Below are 24,233 nucleotides of genomic sequence, written 5' to 3'. Positions count from 1 at the left end.
ATTCGATGAAACGTTGCCTGTTGATCTGCGTGATTGTCTGCTCGTTTTTAATCGCCGGACTGGCCCTGGGTTCGGATAAAAAAATCGATCCGGGAACCGCCGTGTTCGCCGAGTGGACGTCCAACGGCTGGTTTCACGGCAAGGTCACCGGCCCCTGCGCCGCGGGCTTCCAGATCCTGTTCGACGACGGCGACCAGAAGTGCTGCGCCCTGATGCAGATCGCCGTGGACATGGTGCCCGCGGCCGCCGACGTGCAGGTCGGAACCAAGGTAATCGCCCAGTGGTCCGACGGCCGCTTTTACCCGGGCACGGTCGGCGCGATCAACGGCAACAAGTACGATATTCAGTACAACGACGGCGACAAGGGGACCTTGGGACTGAGCCAAATTCGACTGCGCTGACGCACCTGGGTTACAGACAACGGGCGGCGGCTCTAAGCTGCATATGACATTCCGCATAAATGCCAAAGCGATTGGGCGATAGCCTGCCGTTGAGTAAATAAATTCGACGGGAGGCGGACTTGATGGAGAGCGGCGAGATCTCGGGCGGCGGTCCCTACGGCGCATCGACCGTGGCTGGGGCCGACGGCTCGCGTTCGCCCAGCGAGAACGAGTTGCGCATCGCGCGTTTCCAGGGCGAACACGTGGCCCGGATAACGCGCAAGCTCGTGGGCTGATCGTGGACGTAATTCCGGTCGATCCGCGAATCGAGGAGTACATCGATTCCCAGCGGCAGAGTGCCGATCCGCCGCTTTTAGAGATGGAACGGTTGGCCGCGCAACGCGACTTCCCGATCGTCGGGCCGCAGGTGGGCATGCTGTTGCACATGCTGGTCAAGCTCGGCGGCGCGCGCAACGTGCTCGAGCTGGGATCGGGCTTTGGCTACTCGGCCTATTGGATCGCCAAGGCGTTGCCCGGCTTGGAGCCGGGGGCAAAACTCGCAAGCGGACCAAACTCTTGGCTCAACGATAATCTCCGCGACGCGGTATAGATCGACGCTAAACGATCCGGGAAATATGCGAGCCTTGCAGCGGCTCATAGCCGCCCGGCTTCGCCAATTACGGTTTTTTTTGCCCTATTTTCGGATGAGAACCCGCTGATCAATCCCCCGCGCACACAATTGCATCGCCTTTGAGCTTAGTAGGAAAAATCTCAAACTGATCTTTGCCGAGCGCGGGGGAGGAGAGACGGCGGCGCAGCATGGAACATGCAGGCGCCGCCTGCCCACCCCACCTGCTCGCCGGGGCATCAGCACTCTCCCCGATCTTTCGACGCGGAGTGGCACGTTGGATTACGACCATCGTACTGCGCGTGTTTTGTGGCAGCTCCAAGCTGCCGCGAGCCACGCTGTTTTAAATCTTGTAGCTCGCTCCGGCGCGCAGCACTTCGACTTCGGCGTTGAGCTCGACGCGCATTCGCTCCAGCGAGCGGTCGCAAGTGTCGTGGGCCGAGAGCAGCAAGCGCTCGGGCTGCACATCGTTGATTGCGGCGATGGTGCGCGAAAGGTCCTGATCGTTGATCGCGCGCCAGGGCGGATACCCGGTGCCGGCCAGGCTCTGCAACTGGATGCCCGCCGGAGCGTTGCGACTGCCGCTGATCGGGAAGTGCAGGCCGCCGGCGATCAGCTTGATCGGCTCGTCGCTGAGTTTGCGCACCATCCGCAGAATCAGCTCGATGGTCGGATGGCCGCAGCCGGTGATCACGGCCAGGCCGCGCCCTTCGAGGCGCGCCACCAGGGCCTGCTCCTGACACATCCCCAGGAAGAACAGCGGCCGTGCCAGCGGGCCGGTGGAGCCCAGGCCCGCGGCCAGCAGTTGCGGTCGATCCACTAAATGTTTTTCCATGGTCCCCACGTCGACCTCGTCGGGCACGAAGCAGGGGATCTCCGGCGGCAGGCCGATGCGCGGCGGCACGGCCACGCGACCCGCGCGCTGGGCCTTCATGCCGCCCATGTGATCCAGGTGCAAATGCGAGATCACCAGCGCCGCCGCGTCGTCCAACGACAGGCCGAGGCGCTCGACGTTGTGCGCCAGTGTGCCGTACTGATCGCCGAAACCCACGTCGAACAGCAGCGATCCGCGATCGCTACGCAGCAGATAGCTGACCCCCGCCTCGCCCTTGAATCCCGGATCAACGGCGTGTTCTACGAGCGCGGTGAGCTCCAGCGTTTTAAGCGCCGGAAGATCGAGGGGCTCGGCCTGGGCCAGGCGTTCTCGGTTCTGTTTTTCGGCCAGGGTGCAGTTGGCTCTGTAGCGCTTGTAGCGCAGGGCCATCAGCGGAGCCAGGGCGGGCGAGGCAGCGGCCAGCAGGGGCCACCAGATCGGCGAGATGCGATACGACATGGAGTGGTCTCCCTTCAGAACAGTCTGCTGAACAATGAGCGAATACGCTGTTTGCGCTGTGGATCCTGTTTGTTGAAGTACAGTAGTTTCTCGACCTCCGCACAGCTTGTTCCGGATGCGTCCCGAAGCTCGATGCGGTAGGTGCGCTGGATTGGCTTACCGTCCTCGATCAGTTGCTTGATCTGTTCCAACTCCTGTTGCAAGATCACGAAACGCGCTGTCAGGGTGGTCTTGCCCGGGCGCAGAAATTTGATCGAGGCCGCCTTGTCCCAGACCACGTAATCCTCGCCCAGCACCTTTTTAAACATAATCATGTAAATCGGATCCACGGCAGTATACATGCTGCCGCCGAAGGTCGTGCCCACCAGATTGCGGGTGCGGAAGTTCAGCGGCAGTTCGACGACCACCAGTCGGAAATCCGGGGAGATTTGCCTTACCCTGGCGCCCGATCCGCGATAGGGCGGGTAATGGTTGATCGCCGTCTTGGCGGCAAGAGCAAGCAGCTGTTCTTTCATGTTGATCATCGATGCTACCACGGCGGGTAGCGCAGAGAAAAATACGACGCGCGCGAGCTACTGCGCCAGGGATTGGGCCACCAGACGGAAGACCGCGGGCGAGATTAAATATTGGGTGTGCGCCAGGTTGGGCACGAACAGGTTCTCACCCTGGGGATGGCGCATCAGCTCGTTGGGCACCACGTATACGTCGCGGTCCGAGCAGATACAGATCAGGGGCGTTGAGTAGCGCGACCAGTCGTCGGAGTTGAGATCCTTGAGCAGCGGGTTGCCCGGCCGCAGCTGCCGGGTCTGCACGGTGTCCGCGTACTCCGCGGTGTAGCTCCCCTGATGCGGCGTGGCCAGGGTGATCAGCTTGCGCACGTGGCCGTCCATGCCCAGCCGCTGAATCGCGTAACGCGTGATCAGCCCGCCCAGGGAGTGCGCCACCACGTCGACCTGGTCCTCGCCGGTGACCTCGCGCACCGACTCGACGAACTCGGTCAGCCGCTCGGCCAGCTCCTCGACCGAGCCGTCCTCGTAGCCCATGGCGTAGATTCGGCGATGGCCCGTCAGGCGCAGAAACGCGCGCAGCATGGTCCAGGTGCCGCGATTGCCGCCCATGCCGTGGACCAGCACCACCGGCGTGCGGCCGTCGTCGTCGCGGGCGATCACCCGTTCGCGCTTGGGAATCACCAGCGTGTAGGCCATGGACGAGACGCAGGCCAGCTCGCGCCAGACGTCGGGATTGACCTTGGCCAGGACTCCGCGCAGGCCCGAGCCGACCTTGCGCGCCGCAGATTGGGCTTGCAAAATCGCGTCCATCAGTCCTCCTTGCATTTCTTGCAGATCACGTAGGAGCGGCCGCCGGGTGCGCCTACGCTGAGCAGCGCCTCGTCGCCCTTGGCGATCGTCGCGCCGCAGTGCGCACATTCCATCTGCTTGTTGGCGCTCATCGGTTGCCAGCCGAGCACAGCGTCGAGCTCGGCCTCGCTGGCATGCTGGTTCAGCGCCTGGACGATCTCGAATCCGCCGTCCACGATGTGCCCGAGGAACCGCGTGGAGTCCTCGAGGATGTTGCGAACCAGGTTGCTTACCGGCACCCGCAGTCGCGCGGCCTGTTCGGCCAACTGGCGGTAGAGCGACTCCGAGACCCGCGCCTGAAGCACGCGGTCCATGCGCTCGCGCTCGGGCTCGGACACGGGTTTGGCTGTAGGTCGCTTCGTGAGTTGCTTGCTCATGGACGGATTGTAATACAACGCAATACATTGTCAACATAAAGCGGGGGAGGTGGCAGCTTTGAGGTGCCCGCATGGCACGCGAGCAACCATGCTTGTGGTTCATGCTCTCCGCGACGAAGGTAAGGTTGGGGAGGGGAATAATGTTGATAATATTATCCGCGCGTTACATCCGGTAATAGCTATCGATTGCGCGGGGCCCGCCCCTTGGGTAACATAGGGCTGAAGCACTACGATGACGATTACTTGTACTCAATGCCACGCGGCCAACTTCGATACCGCGAAACAGTGTCGCCGCTGTAAGTCCGCGTTGCCCAAACTGTGTCCGGCCTGCGGATTCCAGGGCGTACTCCAGGCGATCTTCTGCTCGCGTTGCGGGCACCTGTTCCAAGACGAGATCGAGAAAAGCCTGGGCAGCAAGAAAGAATCCCCAGAGGGCATCCCGCAAACCAAGTCGCGCTACGACCCGAAGAAATTCGCACCGCGCAAACGCACGATCGTCTCCTGTCCCGAGTGCGGTCGTAAAGTAAGCAACGAGGCGAAATTCTGCCCGGGTTGCGGCCATCTGTTCAAGCAGCAGCCGCCGGAGAAGATCGAGCCTCCAGCAGAGCTCAAGGCTAAGGTCGAGGCCAAGGCCAAGGCCCAGGCGGCTGAACAAGCCAAGGACAAAGCCCGGCGGGCTGCGCAGCCCAAGGCGGCCAAGCCCAAGTCCGAGGTCAAGGTCGAGCCTACAGCCGATGTCAAACCGCTGCCGCGGCCGGTATCCAAACCTCTGGACAAGCCGCGACCGGTCCCGCAGCCGCTGAGACCGGCCGCAGCCAAGCCAGCAGCACAGCCCGTCGAACGACCCGCGGCAAAGCCGGTCGAGATCCGCCAGCCGCAGCAACCGCCACCGATCGTAGCGCCGCCGCCCGACGGTCTGAAAGTTCCCGCGGGAATGGTTTACGTGCCCGGCGGGAAGCTGAGCCGAAACGCCCAGGGCAAAGCTCTACAGGTCGCGCCGTTCCTGATCGACTACGAGCCGGTGACCTACGAGCGCTATCGCGAGTTCCTAACGGCCACCAATCACCGGATCCCCGAGGACTGGCTCGACCGTGATCGCTTCCTCTCGGGCAAGGATCGCTGCCCCGTGGTCTGGATCAGCATGGACGACGTCTCAGCCTACCTCGCCTGGTCGGGCAAGCGCCTGCTCACCCAGGCCGAGTGGGAGCTGGCCGCGGCGGGGAGCGACGGTCGGACCTACCCCTGGGGCGACCAGTTCAGGTCCGGACGCTGCAACAGCCTCGAAACCGGTCGCGGAACGGTAACGCCGGTGGACGCCTTTCCCGAGGGCCGTTCGCCTTACGGCTGTCTGGACATGGTGGGCAACGTCTCGGAGTGGATCAAGCCCACGGTCGGCAACGACGGCGGACCGTTCATGTTCAAGGGCGGCAGCTATGTCCTGAGCTCGCAGTTGGTCACGGTCAACGCGCTTCTGGTGGTTGACAACGAGTCGTTTAAGACATTCTGCCTGGGCTTCCGCTGCGCCAAAGACGCGCGCTAGGCGGCCTGGGCGCTCCCTTGTTTGACACGGACATACGTTACGATGCTAAGCTGTCGATGATGGTGGCAAGGTTGCGTACCGCCGATTCGTCAAGCCGCGACGCTCGGCTGCTGGGGCAGCTCGAGGGTCTGGCTGAACGCCTGGGAGTAAGGGTCAGCTACGAGACGATCGCCGAGGACGGACCGCGGACAGGGGCGCTGGGCACTTGGCGCGGAGAACGTTTGCTGCTGGTCGACCGCCGACTGCCGATCTCCGCTCGACTGGGCGTGCTTCGCAGGGAGCTGGGCCGCCTGGACCTGGAGCGGGTCTACATTTCGCCGGCGCTGCGCGAGTTTCTCGCCCGCGCGATCGAAGGATGACGCCATGAGAAAAAGAGACCTTGATAAGCTCCGCAATATTCTCCTCAAACGACGCGAGGGCCTGATTCAGGGCGCCACCGAGACGCGCGACCAAATGCACAGCAGGCGGATCATCGACGAGCCCGAGGGGGACGAGGTCGACGTCGCCACCGACGAGATCGATCAGAACCTGAACCTGCGCATCCGCGACCGCGAGGGCATGCTGCTGAACAAAGTCGAAAAGGCCCTCAAGCAGATCGAGGACGGCACCTACGGCGTGTGCGCGGCCTGCGGCGAGGATATCGCCACCAAGCGGCTGATGGCGCGACCGGTGGCCACGCTGTGCATCAACTGCAAGCAGGAGCAGGAGAAAAAGGAACGAGCCTTCCGCGAATGACCCGCGCATCGAGCGTCCTTCCTTGAGCAACCCGTCGCTTCCACCACAGCCGCAATCGGGACAACACCGCCGGCTAGGTCTGAGAATCAAGGCCCGTAGTTCGGCCGCGTTCGATCGACCCTCGACCGCTCTGCTGTTGCTTTGCGCCACGGTAATCACCACGCTTTACGCTGGCAGCATCAACGCCGGAGAGCCCGGCCGGCTGCTGCACGGCTGGCCGTTCGCCGCTACGCTGCTGGCGATCCTGGGCACCCACGAGCTGGGGCACTACCTGCTGGCGCGCCGCAACAGCGTGCGTTCGACCCTGCCGCTGTTCATCCCCGGGCCGCCGCTGGTCGGAACCTTCGGCGCGGTGATCCGCATGCGCTCGGCCGTGCGCGACCGCTCGGTGCTGCTGCGCATCGGCGCGGCCGGTCCGCTGGCCGGCGCGGTTGTGGCCGTGCCGCTGTTGGCCGTGGGCCTGGCGCTAAGCAGCATCGAACCCGATGCGGCGGGCACGCAGTTCATGCTCGGCGACAGCCTGCTGATTAAGTATCTGACCGATGCGATCCTCGGCACGCCGCCCGCGGGCTATACGGTCTACCTTCACCCGGTGGCCTTTGCCGGCTGGATCGGGCTGTTCGTGACCAACCTCAACCTGTTCCCCGCCGGGCAGCTCGACGGCGGACACGTGGTCTACGGCGTGCTGGGCAAGCATCACGCCAAGATCAGCCGTCTGACCTTCGTCGGGCTGGCGTTGTGGGGCGTGTTCGGCGATCCGGCCTTTGTCTCGGTCTGGCACCTGCTGCTGGGCACCCTGGTCTGCGCCGCCGCTCTGGCCCTGGCCCTGCAGCCGGCGGGCAAGGTTGCGGCCGCGCGCCGGCTGCGAAGGATCTACCTGATCGCGGCCGCGGCGTTCGTGGTCGCCGCGATGTTCGGCGAGAGCTTCTCCTCGACCAACAACTGGGTGGTGTGGTCGATGATCGTGGCAATGGTGCGCCTGGACCACCCTTCGACCGTCGACCTGCAGCGCCCGCCGAACCTGCGCAACAAGCTGCTCGCCGCAGCCTGTCTTGTGTTGTTCGTGCTGACGTTTATCCCCACGCCGTTCGAGATTACGGGGTAGCGCGGAGGCGGCTTTGAGCCGCCCGCAAGACTCGCGTATCGCTCTGGTCGTTTGTCAACGAACCGTACCGCGTCGTGCAGATCATCGTTGTACTTTGAGCTTGGAGCGCTTTCTTGTATTTGCAGCGCCTTGCGCGCTTCGTCGACGAACCCTCATGGATAATCCGGGTTAACGCTCGGCTTTTTCAGCGCGCAGCCGCCTGATCGCCCGCAGCTGACGGATCGTCAGCCACAGCAGCAGGCAGGCCAGCGTCCAACCCACGGCCCGCAGCAAGAAGAACAGCGTGTGCAACCAGGTCATCGTCTGGCGCTCCCACCAACCGGGGGGCGTTCCGAGCATCAGCTCCAGGGGCAGGTAGGCCGAGATCTCGGTGCGGTCGGGCTCGACCGTGAACCCGGCGGCAAAGTGTCCGCGCCAGTTTTCCCGCAGTAGCTCGCGGCCCGCGCCGGTGATCTTGTCCTGACTCTCGAGCTGGCGCAGCAGGTCCCAGACCAGCAGCAGCGAACCGTCCGGATCGACGTACTCGTAGGCCGCGCCGACCGACTCGGGAAGCGACTGAGGATTGCGATCCTGGTCGAGTCGACGCAAAGCCTGGGCGTCGCCGCTTAGCAGCACCTTGCGTCCGCGCAACAGCACGTTGACCTGCGACTGCCCGATCTGAACGCTGCCGATCTCGCCGTCGGGCGGCACGGTAAAATCGCGCACGCCCGAGGCGCGGCCGAGTACGCGTACCACGGTCTGCGCCGCCTCGACCTCTTTAAGTAGGATGAACAGCACCCGCGGGCCGCCCGGCTCGAGGGTGAACACCGCCAGCTCGTGGTCGATCTGGGCCAGCATCGCGGTGATCGCGGTGTCCAGCAGGCTGGCGCGGATCGCCTCGGCCCGCGATGTGTCTTCGGCATCCGACGCGGCCCGGCCGATCCCCTGGCCGCGCAGCAATCCGCTGAGCAGCGGCGCGAGCTGCGTGGGGTTGGACAGCCGCAGGATCATCGCCGAGAACACATCGTCGGTCAGGTAGTACTTGGCCTGGGGCTCGCCGCGCGACAGGTCGAGCAGCCGCAGGAACGAGCGCCCCTCGCGCTGGAGGATCGTGCCGCGCAGCAGCGGGCCCTCGTCCTTGATAAAGGCGTTGAGCACCGCGCCGTCCAGGGCCTCGATGTCGACCAGGTCGGGAATGCGGATCGGCAGGTCGGGCAGCGTGTCCTGTTTGAGCCGGATCAGCCGGCCGTCGAACAAATAGCCGGTGACGTCGGCCTCGGGATCGGCCCACAGCGCGAGATCGGCCCAATTGGGGTGCGCGTCGAGCAGCCCGCCGCGGATTCCGTCGTAGACCTCGAGCAGCGCGTTGATCCGCGGGCTGGAGCCAATAGCGATCTGGTCCGCGACAAAGGCGATCGAGACCCCCTTGGCGTGGAACACCAGGTGATCGCGGATCTGCACGCCGTAGACCTTGCCGCCCTTACTCATCGCCGTGAGCACGAACTTGACCGGTCGGCGCAGCACGCCCACGTCGAGCAGCGCGATCACCGGCGGGCCGAGCTCAAAGGGGTAGACCACCCGCGGGTCGTCCCAGAGCACCGCGATGTTGATCCGCTTGACCGCGGCCGAGAGCAGTCGCAACTCGGATCGTTTGGCCACCAGATTCTGTTGGAAGATTCGCATGCGCGGGCTTACGGCGTTGCTCGCGGCCAGCGCCTCAAAGGTTTGGCTGCCGCCGATCAGCTCCAGCGTACCCAACGGGTCGCGGATCTCGAGCAGCAGACCGGTCTCCGCCGGGCACAGCGGCGCCGCGGGTTGCTCGGAGGGGCCGACCAGGCAGCTGCCCAGCAGCGTCAGCGCGGCCAGCAGCAGCGCCAGCTTAATCAGTCGCGCTTTCATCAATCCTCCAGCCGCCGCAAAGCGCCGTCGGAGAAAAGGTAGAGGTCCGGACTTTGCTCCAACAGCCATTGGGGCGGCACGTCGAGTTGGACCTTGGTCGGGCTGAACGGATGCCCCAGCTCCAGCAGCTGATAGGTTACGCCGCCCAGTTGCACTTCGTCACCCTGTTTGTGTGCGCGCGAGCCATCGGGCAGCAGCAGGTAGCGCGTCGGAGGCAGGGCGCTGACCACGAAGCGCGTGGGCAACGGCCGCTCCACGCGCAGCGCACCGCGGCCCTCGCGGTCCAGGCCCACGCTCAGCCAGCGCTCCACATAGAGGTTGCGCGGGCCGTGAAACAACCGGCAGGCCTGAAACACGCCGTTGCGCATGACGAATCGGCCGTCGAGATTATCCGGCACGCTCAAGGCGTAGGCCTGACGCGGCTGGTCGGTCTTGCCCGAGCCGTGAACCAGCGCCATTACGGTCTGCTTGGACAGCGCTCCGGCGCGCAGCCAGCCCAGGGATTCGCCCACCGAGCCCGCCGCTGCCGCCAATCCCAGGGCCACCAGCGCGACCAGGGCGACGCGTTGCAGCCGCACGCTGTGCCAGGCGCGGTCGAACAGCGCTCCGGCAGCCAGGCAGATCCCCGCGGCGGGTACGATCAGCAGCCCGAGGCGCGGCTCCTCGCACATCACCGGCGTAAATCCGAACAACAGCAGTCCGGCCGCGCCGATCAGCGGCCGCGATCCGGCCCAGCGCGCCGCGAACCAGAACCCGGCCGCAGCCGCCAGCAACGCCAGCGGGAACAGCAGGAATTGCCAGGCCACGGCGAACTCCAGCGCCCCCTCGATCCGCAACGGCAGCACGCACAGTTGCACTGCGCGCGCCAGGTTGCGCAGCACGTACAGCCCCGGTCGCAGATGCAGATCGAACAGCCCGGCCGGCCCCTGAACAAGCGATCCCAGACCCAGGCCCAGGGCCGCGACCAGCAGCGCTGCGGGCGCGACCCACAGCAGATTGCGCGGCTCGACAGCGTTCTCGTCGGATTGAGGGAGCAAGGCCAGCAGCGGCAGCATCAGCGCCAGCCACAGCGCCTCGGGGCTGCACAGCACGGCCCCTGCCGCGCAAAGCGCGGCCAGCCAGGCCAGGCCCCACGCCGCCCCACGGCTGCGCCTGGAAAGCTCGATCGCCCAGGTTGCGCAGGCCAGGCAGACCAATGCCAGGGCCGCGGCGAAAAGCCGTCCGCGATCGGAGATAAAGCCCACTGCCGCGGCGGTCAACGGGTGCAGACCAAACAGCGCGGCCGTTGCCGCTGCTCCGGCCCACGAGCCGATCAGCCGTCGCGCCAGCAGCAGCAGCCCCAGGGTCGCCAGCAGCAGGCCGCCGAGGTTGACCAAGTGGTAGCCGCGCTGGTTAAGGCCGAAGCTGTTGTAGCTCCAGACGAAACTGCTCAGGGTCAGCGGCTGATATTGCGCGAATCCAGCGCGATCCGCGCCGTCCCAGAATTTGGCCGCCGGTTGTTCGTGGGTGTGCTCGATAAGGACGAAATCATCCGAGACGAAAAAGGCGAAGTATGCGGGCAGATGGGTCAAGACGATAGCGGCGAGCACGATCGCAGTGCATATCGCCGTTTTTTTAGCCATGTTGCCCATTTCTAATCTTCGGCTGACATTGCTGGTCCAGGGTCAATGGAAACTACCCGATGCCCCCCAGACTGTCAACGCGGGGCATCGGCGTGCGTACCGGTCGCGAACCATGGAGTTGCGCGGCGTTGCGCCCCGCTTTGTTTGGGGGTTTTTCGATGCTAAACTGTTCGTTCTGGGGCGCATTGGAGAGTTTACCGTGAGTAATGGATCGATCCATATTCTGCAAGTGATCAATACCGCCAAGATCGGCGGCGGCATGGGACACTTGTATTCCCTGGTAAAGGCATTGCGTCCGCCTGACTTCAAGACGACCATCGTTGCCACCGACGAGGGTCCGCTGACCCATCGGCTGCGCGCCGAAGGCTTTGATTTCGTCGATATTGATTTGATGTGCAGTCGGCTGAACCTGGCCGCGATCTGGCGGCTGGGGCGGCTGATCAACGAGCGCCATGTGGATATCCTCCACATGCACGGCACGCGCGCCGGCTGGTTCGGCGGCCTGGCCCAACTGCTCGGCGGCCGTCGGCGCTCGATCTACACGGTGCACGGGTTCAGCTTCAACAAGGAGATGTCCGGCGCGGGCAAGCTGTTCTACCGCCAGGTGGAGCGGATGCTGGCGCGGATGCACGACCGGCTGATCTCGGTCTCGGACTTCGACCGCGAGTACGCGGTGAACAACGGCATCTGCCCGGCCGATAAAATCGAGACCATCAACAACGGCGTGGACCTCGAATGCTTCGACCCGGCGCTGCAAAACGGCGGACGCCGGAGCATGCGCAGCGGCTGGGATTGCGCCAACGGCGCGCCGTTGGTGGGGACCGTGGCGCGGCTGGTGCCGCAAAAGGGAGTCGAGGATTTTCTCGAGGCCGCACGGCTGGTGGCGCGCAGCCGTCCGGACGCGCGCTTCGTGGTGATCGGCGAGGGCGAGCTGCTGCCCAAGCTCAAACAACACGCGAGCAGCCTGGGGCTCAACGGCGAGCTGAGGTTCGCCGGGGCCTGCGAGCAGATGCCCGAGGCGCTGGCCGCGCTGGACGTGTTCGTGCTCTCCTCGCTGTGGGAGGGGCACCCGATCAGCCTGCTTGAGGCACTGGCCATGCAGCGGCCCTCAGTGGCCACGCTCACCAGCGGCACGCCGGAGATCATCGAGAATCGCCGCAGCGGACTGCTGGTGCCGCCCAAAGATCCACGGGCTCTGGCCGAGGCGATCCTCTACATGATCGACCATCCGCAGGAGGCCGAGCAGATGGGCCGTCGGGGTCGGGAGTTCGTGGCGAGCCGTTTCTGCGAGAACAAGATGGTCCGGCGCACCCTGGACATCTACCGCGACCTGGCCCCCCGGCGCGCCTGAGCCGCAGATGCCCAGCAGCGCTGCGCACAACCCACAACCAGGCGGATCAACTCCGCGGACGGGCGGCGGACGCTGAAGCTGACGGTGATCGCCCCGTGTTTCAACGAGCAGGGCAACGTCGCCCCGCTGGTGGAGCGGACCCTGCGCGCATTGGAGCAGGCAGGGGTCGATGGCGAGCTGGTGTTGGTCAACGACGGCAGTTCCGACGGCACGGCCCGGCAGATCGACGAGGCCGCGGCGAACAGCGAGCGCGTACAGGCCGTACACCATGCGCAGAACAGCGGGATCGTCGCCGGCTGGCGTTCGGGAGTGCTCGCGGCGCGCGGCGAGCTGGTGGCGACCATCGACGCGGACATGCAGTACCGGCCCGAGGACGTGCCGCTGCTCCTCGCGCGTTTTGAGCGCGGCGACGTCGACGTGGTCCAGGGCCGCCGCGAGCAGCAGCCCGAGCGCAGCGCGTTGCGCCGCGTGATGACCGCGGGCCTGAGCTGGCTGCTCAACCTGATCTTCGGCACCAAACTGCGCGACAACAAGTCCGGGTTCATTCTTGCATCGCGCGCGGTCTGGCTACGGATTCTGGCCACCTCCGAGGGATTGCGCTATTTTCAGCACTTCATCGGGATCGCGGTGACCTCCTTGGGGCTGAGGATCGCCCAGGTCTCGATCGTATTCGACCCGCGCTTCGCGGGCCAGAGCTTCATCACCAGCCCGTTGCGCTTCGCGCTTAAGTCGCTGGTCGACCTCCCGCTGGCCCTCTGGAGGTTTCGCATCGTGCGCCGACGCCTGAGGAAAAGCTGATGTGCGGTATCGCAGGAATCTGGACCACCAAAGACTTCCCTCCCGACCAGGGACCGGACGTGGGGCCGATGACCCGCATCCTGGCCCACCGCGGCCCGGACGAGGAGGCGATCTGGCGCGAGGGCCCGGTGCAGTTGGGCGTGCGGCGGCTGCGGGTGATCGATCTGGTCACCGGCTCGCAGCCGATGTTCAACGAGGACCGCTCGATCGTGGTGGTGTTCAACGGCGAGATCTACAACTTCAAGCAACTGCGCGCCGAGCTCGAGGCTGACCACGAGTTTCGCACCAACAGCGATACCGAGGTGATCGTCCACGCCTACGAGCAGTGGGGCGTCGACTGCCTTCAGCACTTCAACGGGATGTTCGCCTTTGCACTCTACGACGGCCAACGGCTGCTGGTGGCCCGCGACCGGATAGGCGAAAAGCCGCTGTACTACAGCCTGCGACCCGAGGGGCTGTTTCTGGCCTCCGAGGTCAAGAGCCTGCTCACGCAGTTTCAAAGCGAGCCCGAGATTGACGAACACTTCTGGACCTTTGACGCCGCGGTGGGCGAGCGCAGCTTGTTCAAGGGGATTAAGACCCTGCCCCCGGCCCACTACCTGCTGTTCGACGGCAAGCGGCTCGAGGAGAGGCGCTATTGGGATCTGCTGGACCAAGGCGACCCGATCAAGGACGAGCAGCAGGCGGTGGACGAGCTGCGCTGGCTGCTCGAGGACTCGGTCAAGCTGCGGATGATCGCCGACGTGCCCGTGGGGATGTTCCTCTCCGGCGGCCTGGACTCGGCCTTGATCGCCTGCCTCTCGGGACCGCAGTTGGCCTACTCGTGTCACTTCCCCCTGGGCGAGGCTTTCGCCGAGATCGAGTACGCCCGAATGGTGGCGCGCCACGCCAAAATCGAACTGGTCGAGGTCACGCCGACCCCCGACGAGATGCGCGAAATGCTGCCCAAGATCGTCTGGAACTTGGACATGCCGATCGCCACGGCCTCGCCGCTGGGCGAGTTCTCGCTGGCGCGCAAGGCCCGCGAGCGGGTCAAGGTGATCCTCGGCGGCCAGGGCGCGGACGAGACCTTCGGCGGCTACGTGCGCTACCTGCTGATGAACCTCGAGCACGAGATGTCGCGCGCGCCGCAGCTGAGCTCGTACCACGATCTGGCGCGCTACTTCTGGTCGGAAAACACGTTCCGCGACCCGGCGCACCGCTACTTCGAGCTGATCAGCCGCTCGTCCACCGGGCCGGGCGAGCCGCGCGAGCTGATCGAGCGGCTGTTCTCGAACCACACGGGGATCGTCGACCGCATGGGCTACGCCGATTTGCACGTGGGCCTGCCCAGCCTGTTGCAGATGAACGACCGCGCGGCCTCGGCCTACGGCCTGGAGAACCGCTGCCCGTTTTTAGACCATCGCATCGTCGAGTTCGGCTTCCGCCTGCCCAATCAAATGAAGATCGACGGCTTCAGCACCAAGGTCCTGTTGCGCAAGGTGGCGCGGGGGATCGTCCCCGACCCGGTGATCGACCGCAAAGATAAGAAGGGGCTGGTGGTGCCCTTTCACCGCTGGCTGACCGGCGAGCTGTCGGTCTGGGCCCGCGAGCTGATCGAATCGCTGCACGCGCGGATCGAGCCCGGCGGCCGCGAACAGCGTGGCCAGTTCGATCGTCACAGCTACACCCTGGTCTGCCTCGAGCTGTGGTTCCGCAACTTCTTCCCCGACTGGCGGTTTAAGCCGTCGTCGGAATAGCGACCAGACGTTGCAGGTCTCGGTAATCATCCCGGTCAAAAACGCCCGGCCGATGCTGGTGGCCGCGGTACGTTCGGTGCTCAGCCAGGACGCGGATGTGGCCGAGGTGCTGGTGATCGACGATTGCAGCTCCGACGGCTCGGGCGAGGCCGTGGACGGGATGGACTCGCGGGTGCGGGTGCTCCAAGGCGCGGGCAAGGGCCCGGCCGCCGCGCGCAACCTCGGGGCCGAGGCGGCCCGCGGTGAGCTGCTGGCTTTTCTCGACGCGGACGATGAATGGTTGCCCCACAGCCTGGAGCCGCGACTGGAGCTGCTGCGGCGCAATCAAAGGGCCGTGCTGGCCTTTTCCGACGCCGAGCTGGTCGACCGTCTGGACCGCCCGCTGGGATTGCTGCACCAGGACCGCGCGGTGATCGCGGGCCGGATCTACCCGGCGCTGCTGCTCGACAACTTCCTGCCCACATCGTCGGTGGTGGTACGCGCCGAAGCGTTCCGCGACCTGGAGCACGGCTTTCAGCAGGACTTCCAACCCTGCGAAGACTACCGCCTCTGGCTGCGGCTGGCCGCGGCCGGCCCCTGCGAGCTCGAACCGCGGCCGTTGGTGCGGCGGCGTCTGCGACGGGCCGGATTCGGCGCCGATTATCTGGCGAGCATCACCGCCCAAAGCGCGGTGCTCGAAGACAGCCTGGCGGCCGACGGCCGCGCCGATCTGGCAACCTGGCAACCGCTGCGACAGCGGCTGGTCGTGCTGCATCACGTACGCGGCCAACTGTTGGCGCGCGACGGTCAGCGCGAACAGGCCCTGGCGGCCTACGACGCGGCGCGCAATTGGGGCGATCTGGGCCTGCGCCTGGGCTGGCACGCCTGGATGATCCGCGCGCTGTATCCCCTGGCGCGTAGGCTGGTCTCGCCGCGCAGGTTGGGGGTCGAGCCGCTTCCTTGACAGGTTTCCAGGGTGAACGATAGTTTTAGCCCGGATTAGTAATAAGAATGACGAGATTCTTGCGGGCGGATTGTGCCCGCAATAGAACTCTTATAAAGAATGCGGTCTAGGAGTGTATTTCTATGAGCATCAGCCCCGAACAGCTCGTCGCCAAGGTCAAAGCCGGAGACGACCTGTCAGGCATCGAAGCGCCCAAACTGCACCTGAAGAAGGCCGAACTCGACGGAGCCAAACTAAGCGGTGCGGACCTCAGTCGTGCCGTGCTCAGCCGTTGCTCGCTCAAGGGCGCCGACCTGAGCGGGGCCAAGCTCGGCTCGGCCGACCTTTCGGGCTGCGATCTGACCGGAGCCAATTTAGACAACGCCGATCTGTCCGAGGCCAACCTGCGTAGCGCGGTGCTGACCAACGTCAGCGCCGCGGGCGCCAAGTTCAACGACTGCTACCTTACCGGCGCTCGGATCGACGGCCTGCGGGCTGCGGGCGCATCGTTCAAAGGCGCGGACCTGGCCAAGACCAAGGGCGACAAGCTCGAGCTGACCGGAGCCGTGCTGACCGACGCGGACGCCAGCGACGTGGAGTGGAACCAGGTCGCGTTGGCCAAGGCCGAAATGAGCGGCGCGGTGCTGCAAAACGCCCATCTGACCAATGCCGGGCTGGCCCAGGCCAAGCTCGAGGGCGCGGACCTGGGACTGGCCACGCTCACCGACTGCGATTTAAGCGGGGTCGACGCCGGGCGCGCCGACTTTGGCAACGCACTGCTCGAGCGCGTTGATCTGCGCGGGGCCAAGCTGGAACGCGCGACCTTTGCCATTGCCGAGTTCATCGACTGCAAGCTCGAGGACGTCGCTGTCCAGCGCGCCAACTTCAAGTCGGTATCGGGCCTGAGCGAGCAGTTCCTCAACCAGCTGCAGGAACGCGGCGCAACGATCAACATGTTCCTGATGCGCCGTGCCGCGCGCTTCGTCTATCGCAGCCACGTGGCCAAGCTTGTGCTGCTGGTAGTGGTCTGCGCGGTGGGCTTCGGCGCCTGGCACTACCTGACCAGCCCCACCAACTGGAACTTCACCACGCTGATGAGCCGCGCCCAGCAGGCCGTGGCCAACGGCGAGTACGAGCAGGCGGTCAAGCTCTACGACGTGACCATCGAGAAGTACCCCGACACGCGCAAGCAGGCCCGGGCGCTGCTGGCCAAGGGGCAGGTGCTCAACCAGAACGGCCGCTACGAGCAGGCCCAGGCCTGTTTCGACCGGGTTAAAAAAGAGTTCGCCGGGTACGACGACGAGGTGGTCGGCTCGCTGCTGGGCACCGGCGACAACCTGCTGGGCCGCGGCCGTTACGACGATTCCGAAAAGGTCTACCGCGAGCTGATCAACGACTGGCCGGGCTACCCGCAGGCGATCGAGGCCTACATCCGCATCGCCAAAATCTACGACCTATCCGGCCGCTCGGACGAGGCCAAGGCGATCTACGACGAGTTGCAGCAGCGCTACGGCGAGAACGAGCAGGCGCGACTGCGCGCAATGACCGAAGAGGCCAACTTCCACGCCAACCGCCGCGAGTACGACAAGGCGATCGAGCTCAACCGCAAGATCGCCGAGCAGTTCAAAGGCAAGCCGCCGGCGGTCCAGGCCCGCGGCCGACTGGTGGTGCTCTACACCGAGATCGGCAAGCCCGAGCAGGCGCAGAAGATCGCCGACGAGATCCGCAACTCCAAGCCCGCGGACATCAGCTCGACGATCTCCGCCGACCTGACGTTGGCCAACTACTACTCGTCGGTCGGGCGCTACGACGAGGCCGAGCAGCGCTTCAAGCAGGTGATCGACAAGTACCCGCGGCGCAACGATATCTCCTGGGCGCGCGAGGCGCTGGCCGGGCTCTACGCCAACCAGGGGCGCTTTGATCTAGCCCAGGAGCAGTATCAGCTCTTAATCGAAAAGTTCGACGACCAACCGGCAATCCGCGATAAGGCGCGGATCGACCTGGCCGAAAACGTGGCGCGCTCGGGCGATCTGGAACGCGCCGAGGATCTGCTGAAAAAGGCGGTGGACTCGGGTCTGGCCGCGGTGGTGCAGGGTCGGGCGCTGCTCTCGCTGGCCGACCTCCAGATCAAGCTCGGCCGCTTCGATCAGGCGCGCGCTTTGTATCAGCGCGTGATCCAAAACGGGGAGCCAGAGGGGCGCGACGCGTCCCAGGCGCGGATGGGCCTGGCGCGGCTGGAGGACACCCTGGGCCGACCGGACGAGGCGATCAAGCTTTACAACCAGATCGCCGCGCAGACCGACGACCCGGCGATTTTCCTCGACGTCCAGAACCAAATCGCCCAGATTCACCTGCGCGACGACGCCAACGACTCCCAGGGCAAGGCGGCCGCGGCCTACGGCGCGGTGATCGAGCGCTTTGAATCGAGCCCGGACGTGGTGACCTCGGCGCGGATGAACCTCGCCGAGCTGGCCAAGCGCCGCGGCGACATGGAGGCCGCGGAGCAGATCTACATCGAGCTGGCCCAAAGCCCGCAGCCCTCCAAGGCCACCGGCGCGCTCAACGCCCTACTGCGGCTGTACTCCGAGCTGGACCAAATCGAAAAGATGGACCAGGTCAAGCAGGAGATCGTCCGGCGTTTCCCGGCCGACGCCGCGGCGCAGATCGACGCCGAGCTGGAGTCGGCCAACATGCTGGCGCGCAAGGGCAACTACCCCGAAGCGCTGCAGGCCTACCGTCAGGTGGTCCAGCGCGTGGACGGCCAGCGCGAGAGCGTGGCGCTCGAGGCAATGATCTCGGTCTTCACCTCAATGGGCGACGTGGCCGGGGCCGAGCGCGGACTGGCCGACCTGCGGCAGCGCCATCCGGCCGAGGTGATGGCGATTTCCAACGCGGAAAACGCCGTGGCCGCGGCCTATCGCCATAACGGCCGTCACGCCGAGGCGATCGCGCTCTACGAGCAGATCCGCGCCCGTAAGACCTTTTTACCCGACGACGTGCGGATGACCGCCGCGGACAACATCGCCCAGACCTACGTCGAGTCCGGCGAGTTTGAACGCGCCGAGCAGCTCTATAAGCAGATGCTCCAGTCGCCCGAGCTCGAGCGCAATCCGCTGGGGCGCACCACAGTGCGCTTCGGCCTGGGCATGCTCTATGAGAACGTCGGTCGCCGCGACGAGGCGCTGGCGATCTACCAGCAGTTGGTCGGCGACACGACCGTGAACGAGCGCGGCAAGGCCGACTCGATCCGCGCCCTGGTGCGGGTCTACTCCGCGATGGGGCAGGTCGATCAGGCCCGCCAATGGGTGGCGCGCTACGTCGAGATGTTCCCCAACGATCGAAGCGCCCACCTGGACTGCCGAGTGGACCTGGCCTCGGCCCTGGCTTCACAGGGACGGATGCCCGAGGCGCTGGAGATCTACCGCGAGGTTGCACAGCGGGCCGACGATCCGCGTCGCAAGGCCAACGCGCTCAACGCCCAGGCGCAGATTCTCTCGAACATGGGACGCCACGACGAGGCCGCGGCGCTCTTCGCCAAGATCGTCGAGGACTACCCGCAGCTCATCGGTCTGGTGCAGAACGTCGAGTTCGCCTTGGCCGACATCAGCACCCGACGCAGTCGCTACAAAGACGCCCTGGCGCGCTTTCGCGCGATTCTCGACAGGTACGACGACGAGGGCGTGCAGGTGCGCGCGCTCTCGGCAATCGCCGACATCCACGTCTCGCGCGGCGAAACCGCGCTGGCTGAAAAGACCTATCGTCGGCTGATGGACGAGTTCACCAACGTCGACGCGCGCGTGGCCGGGGCCATGGGTCTGGCCTCGCTGATGCGCCAGCGCGGTGAGTTCGACGCGGCGCTCGGGCTCTACCAGCAGGCGCTGCAAATCGCCCCGGACCAGGGCACGCGCAATAGTTTGAAAACCGCCATCGCCACCACCTACGGCGAGACCGGCGACCGCGACCGGATGGTCAAGGTCTATGCCGAGCTGGCGCAGAGCAGTCCCGAGGGCTCCCAGTCCTGGCTCAACGCGCTGTTCGAGCAGGCCCAGGCCCTGCGCAATCTACAGAAGTTCGACGAGTCGATCGCGCTCTACGACAAGTTGGTCCAGCGTTCCCTGGAGCCCAACAACCGCAGCCACGCCCTGCTCTCGCGCAGTCAGGCGCTGCTCGAGGCCGGTCGGCTGGACCAGGCCAAGGCAGCCTTCGAGCTGACGATCAAGGAATTTCCGGACAACCAGGGGATTCTCGACGACGCGCGCACCGGGCTGGCCAGCGTGTCTCAGTCCCAGGGCGACCTCGAGACCGCCGAGGCGCTGCTGAACAAGATCATCGAGACCAGCCAGAACTCCAACCAGCGCAACTCCGCGCGCATCGCCCTGGCGCGGATGAAGATGGACCAGGGCCAAGCCCAGCGCGCCGAGCAGGTGCTCGAGCAACTGCTGAGCAACGCCCCGGCCGGCTCGCCCACCGCCTACTCGGCCCGCATGACCCTGGGCGAGGTCTATCGCCGTTCGGGTCGCGGGGACAAGGCGTTGACCCTCTACCGTGAAATGCTGCGCGGCGAGGCCGACGGCAACCGCCAGATCGACCTACTCAACTCCATCGCCGGCACCCAGCAGGGGCTGGGCCGCAGCAAGGACGCCATCGCCACCTACGAGCGGCTGATCGAGCGCTTTGCCGACAACGCGGCCACGCGCTGCTCGGCCCAACTGGGCATCGCCGGGATTATTCTCGCCGACCGCGACTACGAGCAGGCCGAGGAGTACTACACCAAGATTACCCAGGGCGGGTGCGATCCGAACACTACGTTCTGGGCCTGGTCGAGCATCGCCCAAATCCGCAGCCAGACCGGCCGCTTCGACGACGCGGTGGAGATCTATCAAAAGCTCGGACAGCTCTACCCGGACAACGCGCAGTTCCTCTGCGACTCCAAGCTCAACCGCGCCAACACCCTGCGCTTCAACCGCCACTACGCCGAGGCGCTGGGCGCACTGGAAGAAGTTGTTAAATCCTGTCCCGGCCCGCAGTTCGCGCTCAACGCCCTGAGCGGCATCGCCCAGATTCACATGGAGCGCAACGAGTTTGACAAGGCCAAAACAGCCTACGAGCGGATCGGCAGCGAGTTCCCCGAGGATCCGCGAGCCAAGGCCGAGGCGCGGATGGGTCTGGCCAACCTGGCGCTGATGCAGGGCCGCTGGGACGAGGCGATCAGCGGATTCCGCGAAATCTTCGAGAAAGGCGAGAACCGCGACCAACGACAATCAGCGGCGATCAACCTCGGCCGCGTACTGCGCGAGCGCGGACGCCTGGACGAGGCCGAGCGGGTCTACAACTCGCTGGCGCGCGATTTTAAAAACTTCCCCGGCGCCCAGGTCGAGTCGCAGATGGGGCTGGGCCAGGTGGCACGCGAACGCGGCGACAACCGCGCGGCAGAACAATACCTGCGCCAAGCCCAAAAGGTCAGCCCCGATCCGGGACGCGCGGGCACCGCGCTGGAGATCCTCGCCGGCCTGTACATCGACGACGGCGACTGGACCAAGGTCGACGCGCTGCTGGCCGAGATCGCCGCGGACTACCCATCCGAATTCAACCCGCAGCTCAACATCCGTCTCAGCGCGGCCAACGGCGCCCGGGCTCAGGATCGGACCGATTTGGCGTTGCGCTACCTCGATGGGTTGATCACCGGTTGGGGCGACTATCCTCAGGCTGCCTGGGCCCTGCACACCAAGGCGCAGATCCTCAGCGACGAGGGAAAATACGCCGAGGCGCGCGAGATCTATAACCGGATCATCAAAGACTACGCCAACAACTTAAGCTCGGTGCTCGACGCACACATCGGCCTGGGCAACGTGTTTATGTCCGAACAGAAGTTCCCCGAGGCGATGGCCAAATACCAATACGTGGCCGACAACTGGCCCGGCCAGCCCCAGGCGGTCTCGGCGCTGTTCGCGATCTCCAACCTCTACCAGCAACTGGGCAACGTCGAGCAGCACGAGGCGCAGCTGCTCAAGATCCTCGCGGCGCACCCGGACAATCCCCAGGCCCAGGCCGACGCTTCCCAGGCCCTGGGCAACCTGTGGTGGCAGCAAAACCGCCCCAGCGAGGCGATCGCCAAGTACGAGGTGGTGGTCAAGTTCAGCCCCAACCGCTGTCAACGCGCTTGGGCCCAAAGCTCCATTGGCCGCATCTTCTTCCAGCAGGGCGAGATCGACGAGTCGGAGAAGCGCTTCCGCGACATCGTGGACAACACTCCCACGGGCGAATGCGACGAGGTGGTCCAGGACGCCAAACAGTTCCTGGAGACGCTCTACCAGAAGCCGTGACAAGCGATCGACGGCCAGGCTAAGATAAATTGATCGCGCATAACCACTGACGTACAGCCGGCAGGGAGGGCCCAATGCCAAACAGGAGCAGCTCGCATCCCAGCATCGAGAAAGTAGTCGACGAGAAGGCCGGAGCCTGGTCGACATGGCTGCAGACCAAGCCCCAGGACAAGCCGCCCAAGCCGGTTGTAACCATCTCGCGCGAGCCCGGATCGGGCGGCAAGATCGTGGCCCGCGAGGTCGCCGACCTGCTGGGGCTGCACGTGTTCGACCGCGAGTTGATCCAGCGTATCGCGGCCAGCGCCCAGATGCGCGAGGAAGTGGTTAAAACCCTGGACGAGCGCCAGAACAAGCTGATGGATAACTGGATCCTGGCGTTCTTCACCGACCGCTACCTGTGGCCCGACCTGTACATCAAGCACCTGGCCAAAGTGCTGTTCACCATCGGACAGCGCGGCGACGCGGTGATCATCGGCCGCGGCGCGAACTTCCTGATTCCGCCCGAGGCCTGCTTTCGCGTGCGCGTGGTCGCACCAAAGGAGAAAAGGGCCCAGGCCGTGGCCAAGCGCTACACCATCAGCCTTTCGGACGCGGAAAAGTTCATCCAGAGCAAGGCCCACGACCGCAAGGGCTTCGCCATGCAGCACTTCAACGCGGACATCGCCGACGCTGTGCATTACGACCTGGTGATCAACACCGGCCACCTGTCGTTTACCGACGCGGCGCAGATGATCAAGGCCGCAATCAAAATCCGTTACAAATTCAAGACAGCTTAAAAAAATGGGTGGCAACAAGATCCTGGTGACCGGCGCTACGGGTTTGGTCGGCGGTAATCTGACGCGGCTTCTCGTCGGCGAACAAGGCGAGCAGGTCAAGGTCCTGGTGCGCCAATCGTCAAAAACCTTGGCGCTGGACGACCTGGATGTAGAGCGGGTGCAAGGCGACATCACCGACCCGGATTCGCTGGTCCGCGCTATGCAGGGCTGCGACCGCGTCTTTCACGCGGCGGGCTTGGTCTCGACCTGGAACGGTTACTTGCCGCAGATGCGACAGGTCAATTCCGAGGGCACGGCCAACGTGATGCAGGCCGCCATGGACGCGGGCGTGCAGCGCGTGGTGCACGTTTCCACCAACGGCGTGATCGGCATGCGCAGCCGCGAGAACCCCTCCGACGAGACGGTCCCCTTCGACTACGCGCAGTACGGCAACGCATACTCGCTGACCAAACGCGAGGCGCACGATACGGCGCTGGCGTTCGCCAAAAAAGGGCTCGACGTGGTAATCGGCTGCCCGACCTACATGTTCGGCGCGTGGGACGTGCGGCCCACGTCGGGCACGATGATTATCGAGTCAAAGGCCGGCAAGACCCTGCTCTACCCGTCGGGGGGCAACAACATCGTCGACGTGCTGGACGTGTGCCACGGCCTGATCCTGGCCTGTGAAAAGGGCCAATCCGGCGAGGCGTATCTGCTGGCCAACGCCGATGGCAACCTGAGCTATGGCGAGATATTCACCTTGATCGCCGAAACGATCGGCAGCCGCAAACCGCTGGGCCCGCTTCCCCGCTGGCTGTCGCGCGGCGTGGGCTTGGCCGCCGACCTCTGGGGCCGGGCGACGAACACAGCGCCTGAAGTCAACGCGGCTTCGATCAAGCTCAGCTTTGAGCCTCAGTACTTCACCCCGCAAAAGGCGATCGACGAGCTGGGCCTGCCGCAAAGCCCGGTGGCCGACGCCATCCGCCGCGCCTACGACTGGTTTTGCGAGCACGGATATATCCGAGCGTAGGTGAGTTGAGGGGCCCGCAAAACTCGCGCAGCACGATAATCATTGAGCAACGACCCACCCCGCGTCGGAAGATCGGGGAGGTGGGGTAAAAAAAACGATCTTTGTGTGAAGGCTCGCCGGGGGCACCTTTGAGGTGCCCGCAAAACTCGCGCAGTACAATCATCATTGCTCAACGACCAGCCCCGCGTCGCGGCGATCATCGTTGGTCAACGTGCATTGTCCGATCGCGAGTATTGCTGCGTATACATGAAAGAGGGCTGTCCTCGAGGTCTGTTTGATAAAACAGCCTCAAACGTTAAACGTGCTCATACGGCACAAACTTTGAGGAGGACAGCCCAATGCAACTTTACATCGGCCTG

Annotated in this window: 21 protein-coding genes; 15 read left to right on the top strand and 6 right to left on the bottom strand. The window is 65.0% G+C overall.

From position 1 onward, the window contains the following. The first annotated feature begins 5 nt into the window (after window positions 1–5). The 4 genes from P9M14_06995 (at window position 6) to P9M14_06980 (ending at window position 1,355) form a co-directional block, all read left to right on the top strand. Window positions 6–401 (top strand): hypothetical protein, encoded by a 396-nt coding sequence (locus tag P9M14_06995; GenBank protein ID MDP8255476.1) that lies wholly within the window; start codon window positions 6–8, stop codon window positions 399–401. 122 nt (window positions 402–523) lie between these two features. Further along, window positions 524–676 carry a hypothetical protein gene (locus P9M14_06990; GenBank protein MDP8255475.1) on the top strand — a complete coding sequence of 51 codons (153 nt, stop codon included), beginning with the start codon at window positions 524–526 and terminating at the stop codon, window positions 674–676. A 2-nt stretch (window positions 677–678) separates the two neighbouring features. Beyond that, window positions 679–990: a hypothetical protein gene (locus P9M14_06985; protein ID MDP8255474.1), complete on the top strand. Its 312-nt coding sequence runs from the start codon at window positions 679–681 to the stop codon at window positions 988–990. A gap of 209 nt (window positions 991–1,199) precedes the next feature. Next, the gene (locus tag P9M14_06980) at window positions 1,200–1,355 is read left to right on the top strand and encodes a hypothetical protein (GenBank protein MDP8255473.1); all 156 of its coding nucleotides are present in this window, start codon (window positions 1,200–1,202) and stop codon (window positions 1,353–1,355) included. Here the strand turns inward: P9M14_06980 and P9M14_06975 are convergent. Genes P9M14_06975 through P9M14_06960 form a run of 4 tightly spaced genes read right to left on the bottom strand, consistent with a single transcriptional unit; the run spans window position 1,352 to window position 4,076 of the window. Continuing rightward, window positions 1,352–2,341 carry an MBL fold metallo-hydrolase gene (locus P9M14_06975; protein MDP8255472.1) on the bottom strand — a complete coding sequence of 330 codons (990 nt, stop codon included), beginning with the start codon at window positions 2,339–2,341 and terminating at the stop codon, window positions 1,352–1,354. The two genes, P9M14_06980 and P9M14_06975, sit on opposite strands and share 4 nt — an antisense overlap. 14 nt (window positions 2,342–2,355) lie before the next feature. After that, on the bottom strand, window positions 2,356–2,856 hold the full coding sequence (locus tag P9M14_06970) for a DUF4442 domain-containing protein (GenBank protein MDP8255471.1): 501 nt from the start codon (window positions 2,854–2,856) through the stop codon (window positions 2,356–2,358). Between the two features lie 57 nt (window positions 2,857–2,913). Next, window positions 2,914–3,660 carry an alpha/beta fold hydrolase gene (locus P9M14_06965; GenBank protein ID MDP8255470.1) on the bottom strand — a complete coding sequence of 249 codons (747 nt, stop codon included), beginning with the start codon at window positions 3,658–3,660 and terminating at the stop codon, window positions 2,914–2,916. Continuing rightward, a complete protein-coding gene (locus P9M14_06960) occupies window positions 3,660–4,076 on the bottom strand; it encodes a hypothetical protein (protein MDP8255469.1) in 417 nt (138 codons plus the stop codon). The genes P9M14_06965 and P9M14_06960 overlap by 1 nt, the downstream gene beginning before the upstream one ends. 232 nt (window positions 4,077–4,308) lie before the next feature. Between P9M14_06960 and P9M14_06955 the strand changes: the two genes are divergently transcribed. The 4 genes from P9M14_06955 (at window position 4,309) to P9M14_06940 (ending at window position 7,456) form a co-directional block, all read left to right on the top strand. Further along, window positions 4,309–5,616 (top strand): SUMF1/EgtB/PvdO family nonheme iron enzyme, encoded by a 1,308-nt coding sequence (locus P9M14_06955; GenBank protein ID MDP8255468.1) that lies wholly within the window; start codon window positions 4,309–4,311, stop codon window positions 5,614–5,616. 71 nt (window positions 5,617–5,687) lie between these two features. Continuing rightward, window positions 5,688–5,975: a hypothetical protein gene (locus P9M14_06950; protein ID MDP8255467.1), complete on the top strand. Its 288-nt coding sequence runs from the start codon at window positions 5,688–5,690 to the stop codon at window positions 5,973–5,975. Window positions 5,976–5,979: 4 nt separating this feature from the next. Further along, the gene (locus P9M14_06945) at window positions 5,980–6,351 is read left to right on the top strand and encodes a TraR/DksA C4-type zinc finger protein (GenBank protein ID MDP8255466.1); all 372 of its coding nucleotides are present in this window, start codon (window positions 5,980–5,982) and stop codon (window positions 6,349–6,351) included. 22 nt (window positions 6,352–6,373) lie between these two features. Continuing rightward, window positions 6,374–7,456 carry a site-2 protease family protein gene (locus P9M14_06940; GenBank protein ID MDP8255465.1) on the top strand — a complete coding sequence of 361 codons (1,083 nt, stop codon included), beginning with the start codon at window positions 6,374–6,376 and terminating at the stop codon, window positions 7,454–7,456. 168 nt (window positions 7,457–7,624) lie between these two features. Here the strand turns inward: P9M14_06940 and P9M14_06935 are convergent, their stop codons facing one another. Then, window positions 7,625–9,334, bottom strand: a complete 1,710-nt coding sequence (locus P9M14_06935; GenBank protein ID MDP8255464.1) for a hypothetical protein — start codon at window positions 9,332–9,334, stop codon at window positions 7,625–7,627. After that, window positions 9,334–10,956 (bottom strand): hypothetical protein, encoded by a 1,623-nt coding sequence (locus tag P9M14_06930; protein MDP8255463.1) that lies wholly within the window; start codon window positions 10,954–10,956, stop codon window positions 9,334–9,336. Before P9M14_06930 ends, P9M14_06935 begins: the two co-directional genes overlap by 1 nt. A 199-nt stretch (window positions 10,957–11,155) precedes the next feature. Between P9M14_06930 and P9M14_06925 the strand changes: the two genes are divergently transcribed. The 7 genes from P9M14_06925 to P9M14_06895 all read left to right on the top strand — a co-directional run bounded on the left by P9M14_06925 (window position 11,156) and on the right by P9M14_06895 (window position 23,874). Further along, the gene (locus P9M14_06925) at window positions 11,156–12,307 is read left to right on the top strand and encodes a glycosyltransferase family 4 protein (protein MDP8255462.1); all 1,152 of its coding nucleotides are present in this window, start codon (window positions 11,156–11,158) and stop codon (window positions 12,305–12,307) included. Window positions 12,308–12,391: 84 nt separating this feature from the next. Continuing rightward, window positions 12,392–13,105, top strand: a complete 714-nt coding sequence (locus tag P9M14_06920) for a glycosyltransferase family 2 protein (protein MDP8255461.1) — start codon at window positions 12,392–12,394, stop codon at window positions 13,103–13,105. Further along, window positions 13,105–14,844: an asparagine synthase (glutamine-hydrolyzing) gene (gene asnB, locus P9M14_06915; protein MDP8255460.1), complete on the top strand. Its 1,740-nt coding sequence runs from the start codon at window positions 13,105–13,107 to the stop codon at window positions 14,842–14,844. The genes P9M14_06920 and asnB overlap by 1 nt, the downstream gene beginning before the upstream one ends. Before the next feature lie 10 nt (window positions 14,845–14,854). Next, window positions 14,855–15,787: a glycosyltransferase family 2 protein gene (locus tag P9M14_06910; protein MDP8255459.1), complete on the top strand. Its 933-nt coding sequence runs from the start codon at window positions 14,855–14,857 to the stop codon at window positions 15,785–15,787. 122 nt (window positions 15,788–15,909) lie between these two features. Continuing rightward, the gene (locus P9M14_06905; protein MDP8255458.1) at window positions 15,910–22,089 is read left to right on the top strand and encodes a tetratricopeptide repeat protein; all 6,180 of its coding nucleotides are present in this window, start codon (window positions 15,910–15,912) and stop codon (window positions 22,087–22,089) included. A 74-nt stretch (window positions 22,090–22,163) separates the two neighbouring features. Further along, the gene (locus tag P9M14_06900; protein MDP8255457.1) at window positions 22,164–22,865 is read left to right on the top strand and encodes a cytidylate kinase-like family protein; all 702 of its coding nucleotides are present in this window, start codon (window positions 22,164–22,166) and stop codon (window positions 22,863–22,865) included. A gap of 4 nt (window positions 22,866–22,869) precedes the next feature. Continuing rightward, entirely contained in the window at window positions 22,870–23,874 is a 1,005-nt protein-coding gene (locus tag P9M14_06895; GenBank protein MDP8255456.1) for an SDR family oxidoreductase, read from the top strand. Window positions 23,875–24,233: the final 359 nt, after the last annotated feature.

The organism is Candidatus Alcyoniella australis (assembly GCA_030765605.1).
GTDB classification, from domain to species: domain Bacteria; phylum Lernaellota; class Lernaellaia; order JAVCCG01; family Alcyoniellaceae; genus Alcyoniella; species Alcyoniella australis.
Note: the sequence above shows the minus strand (reverse complement) of the source record. Positions and strands in the feature narration are given on the sequence as shown.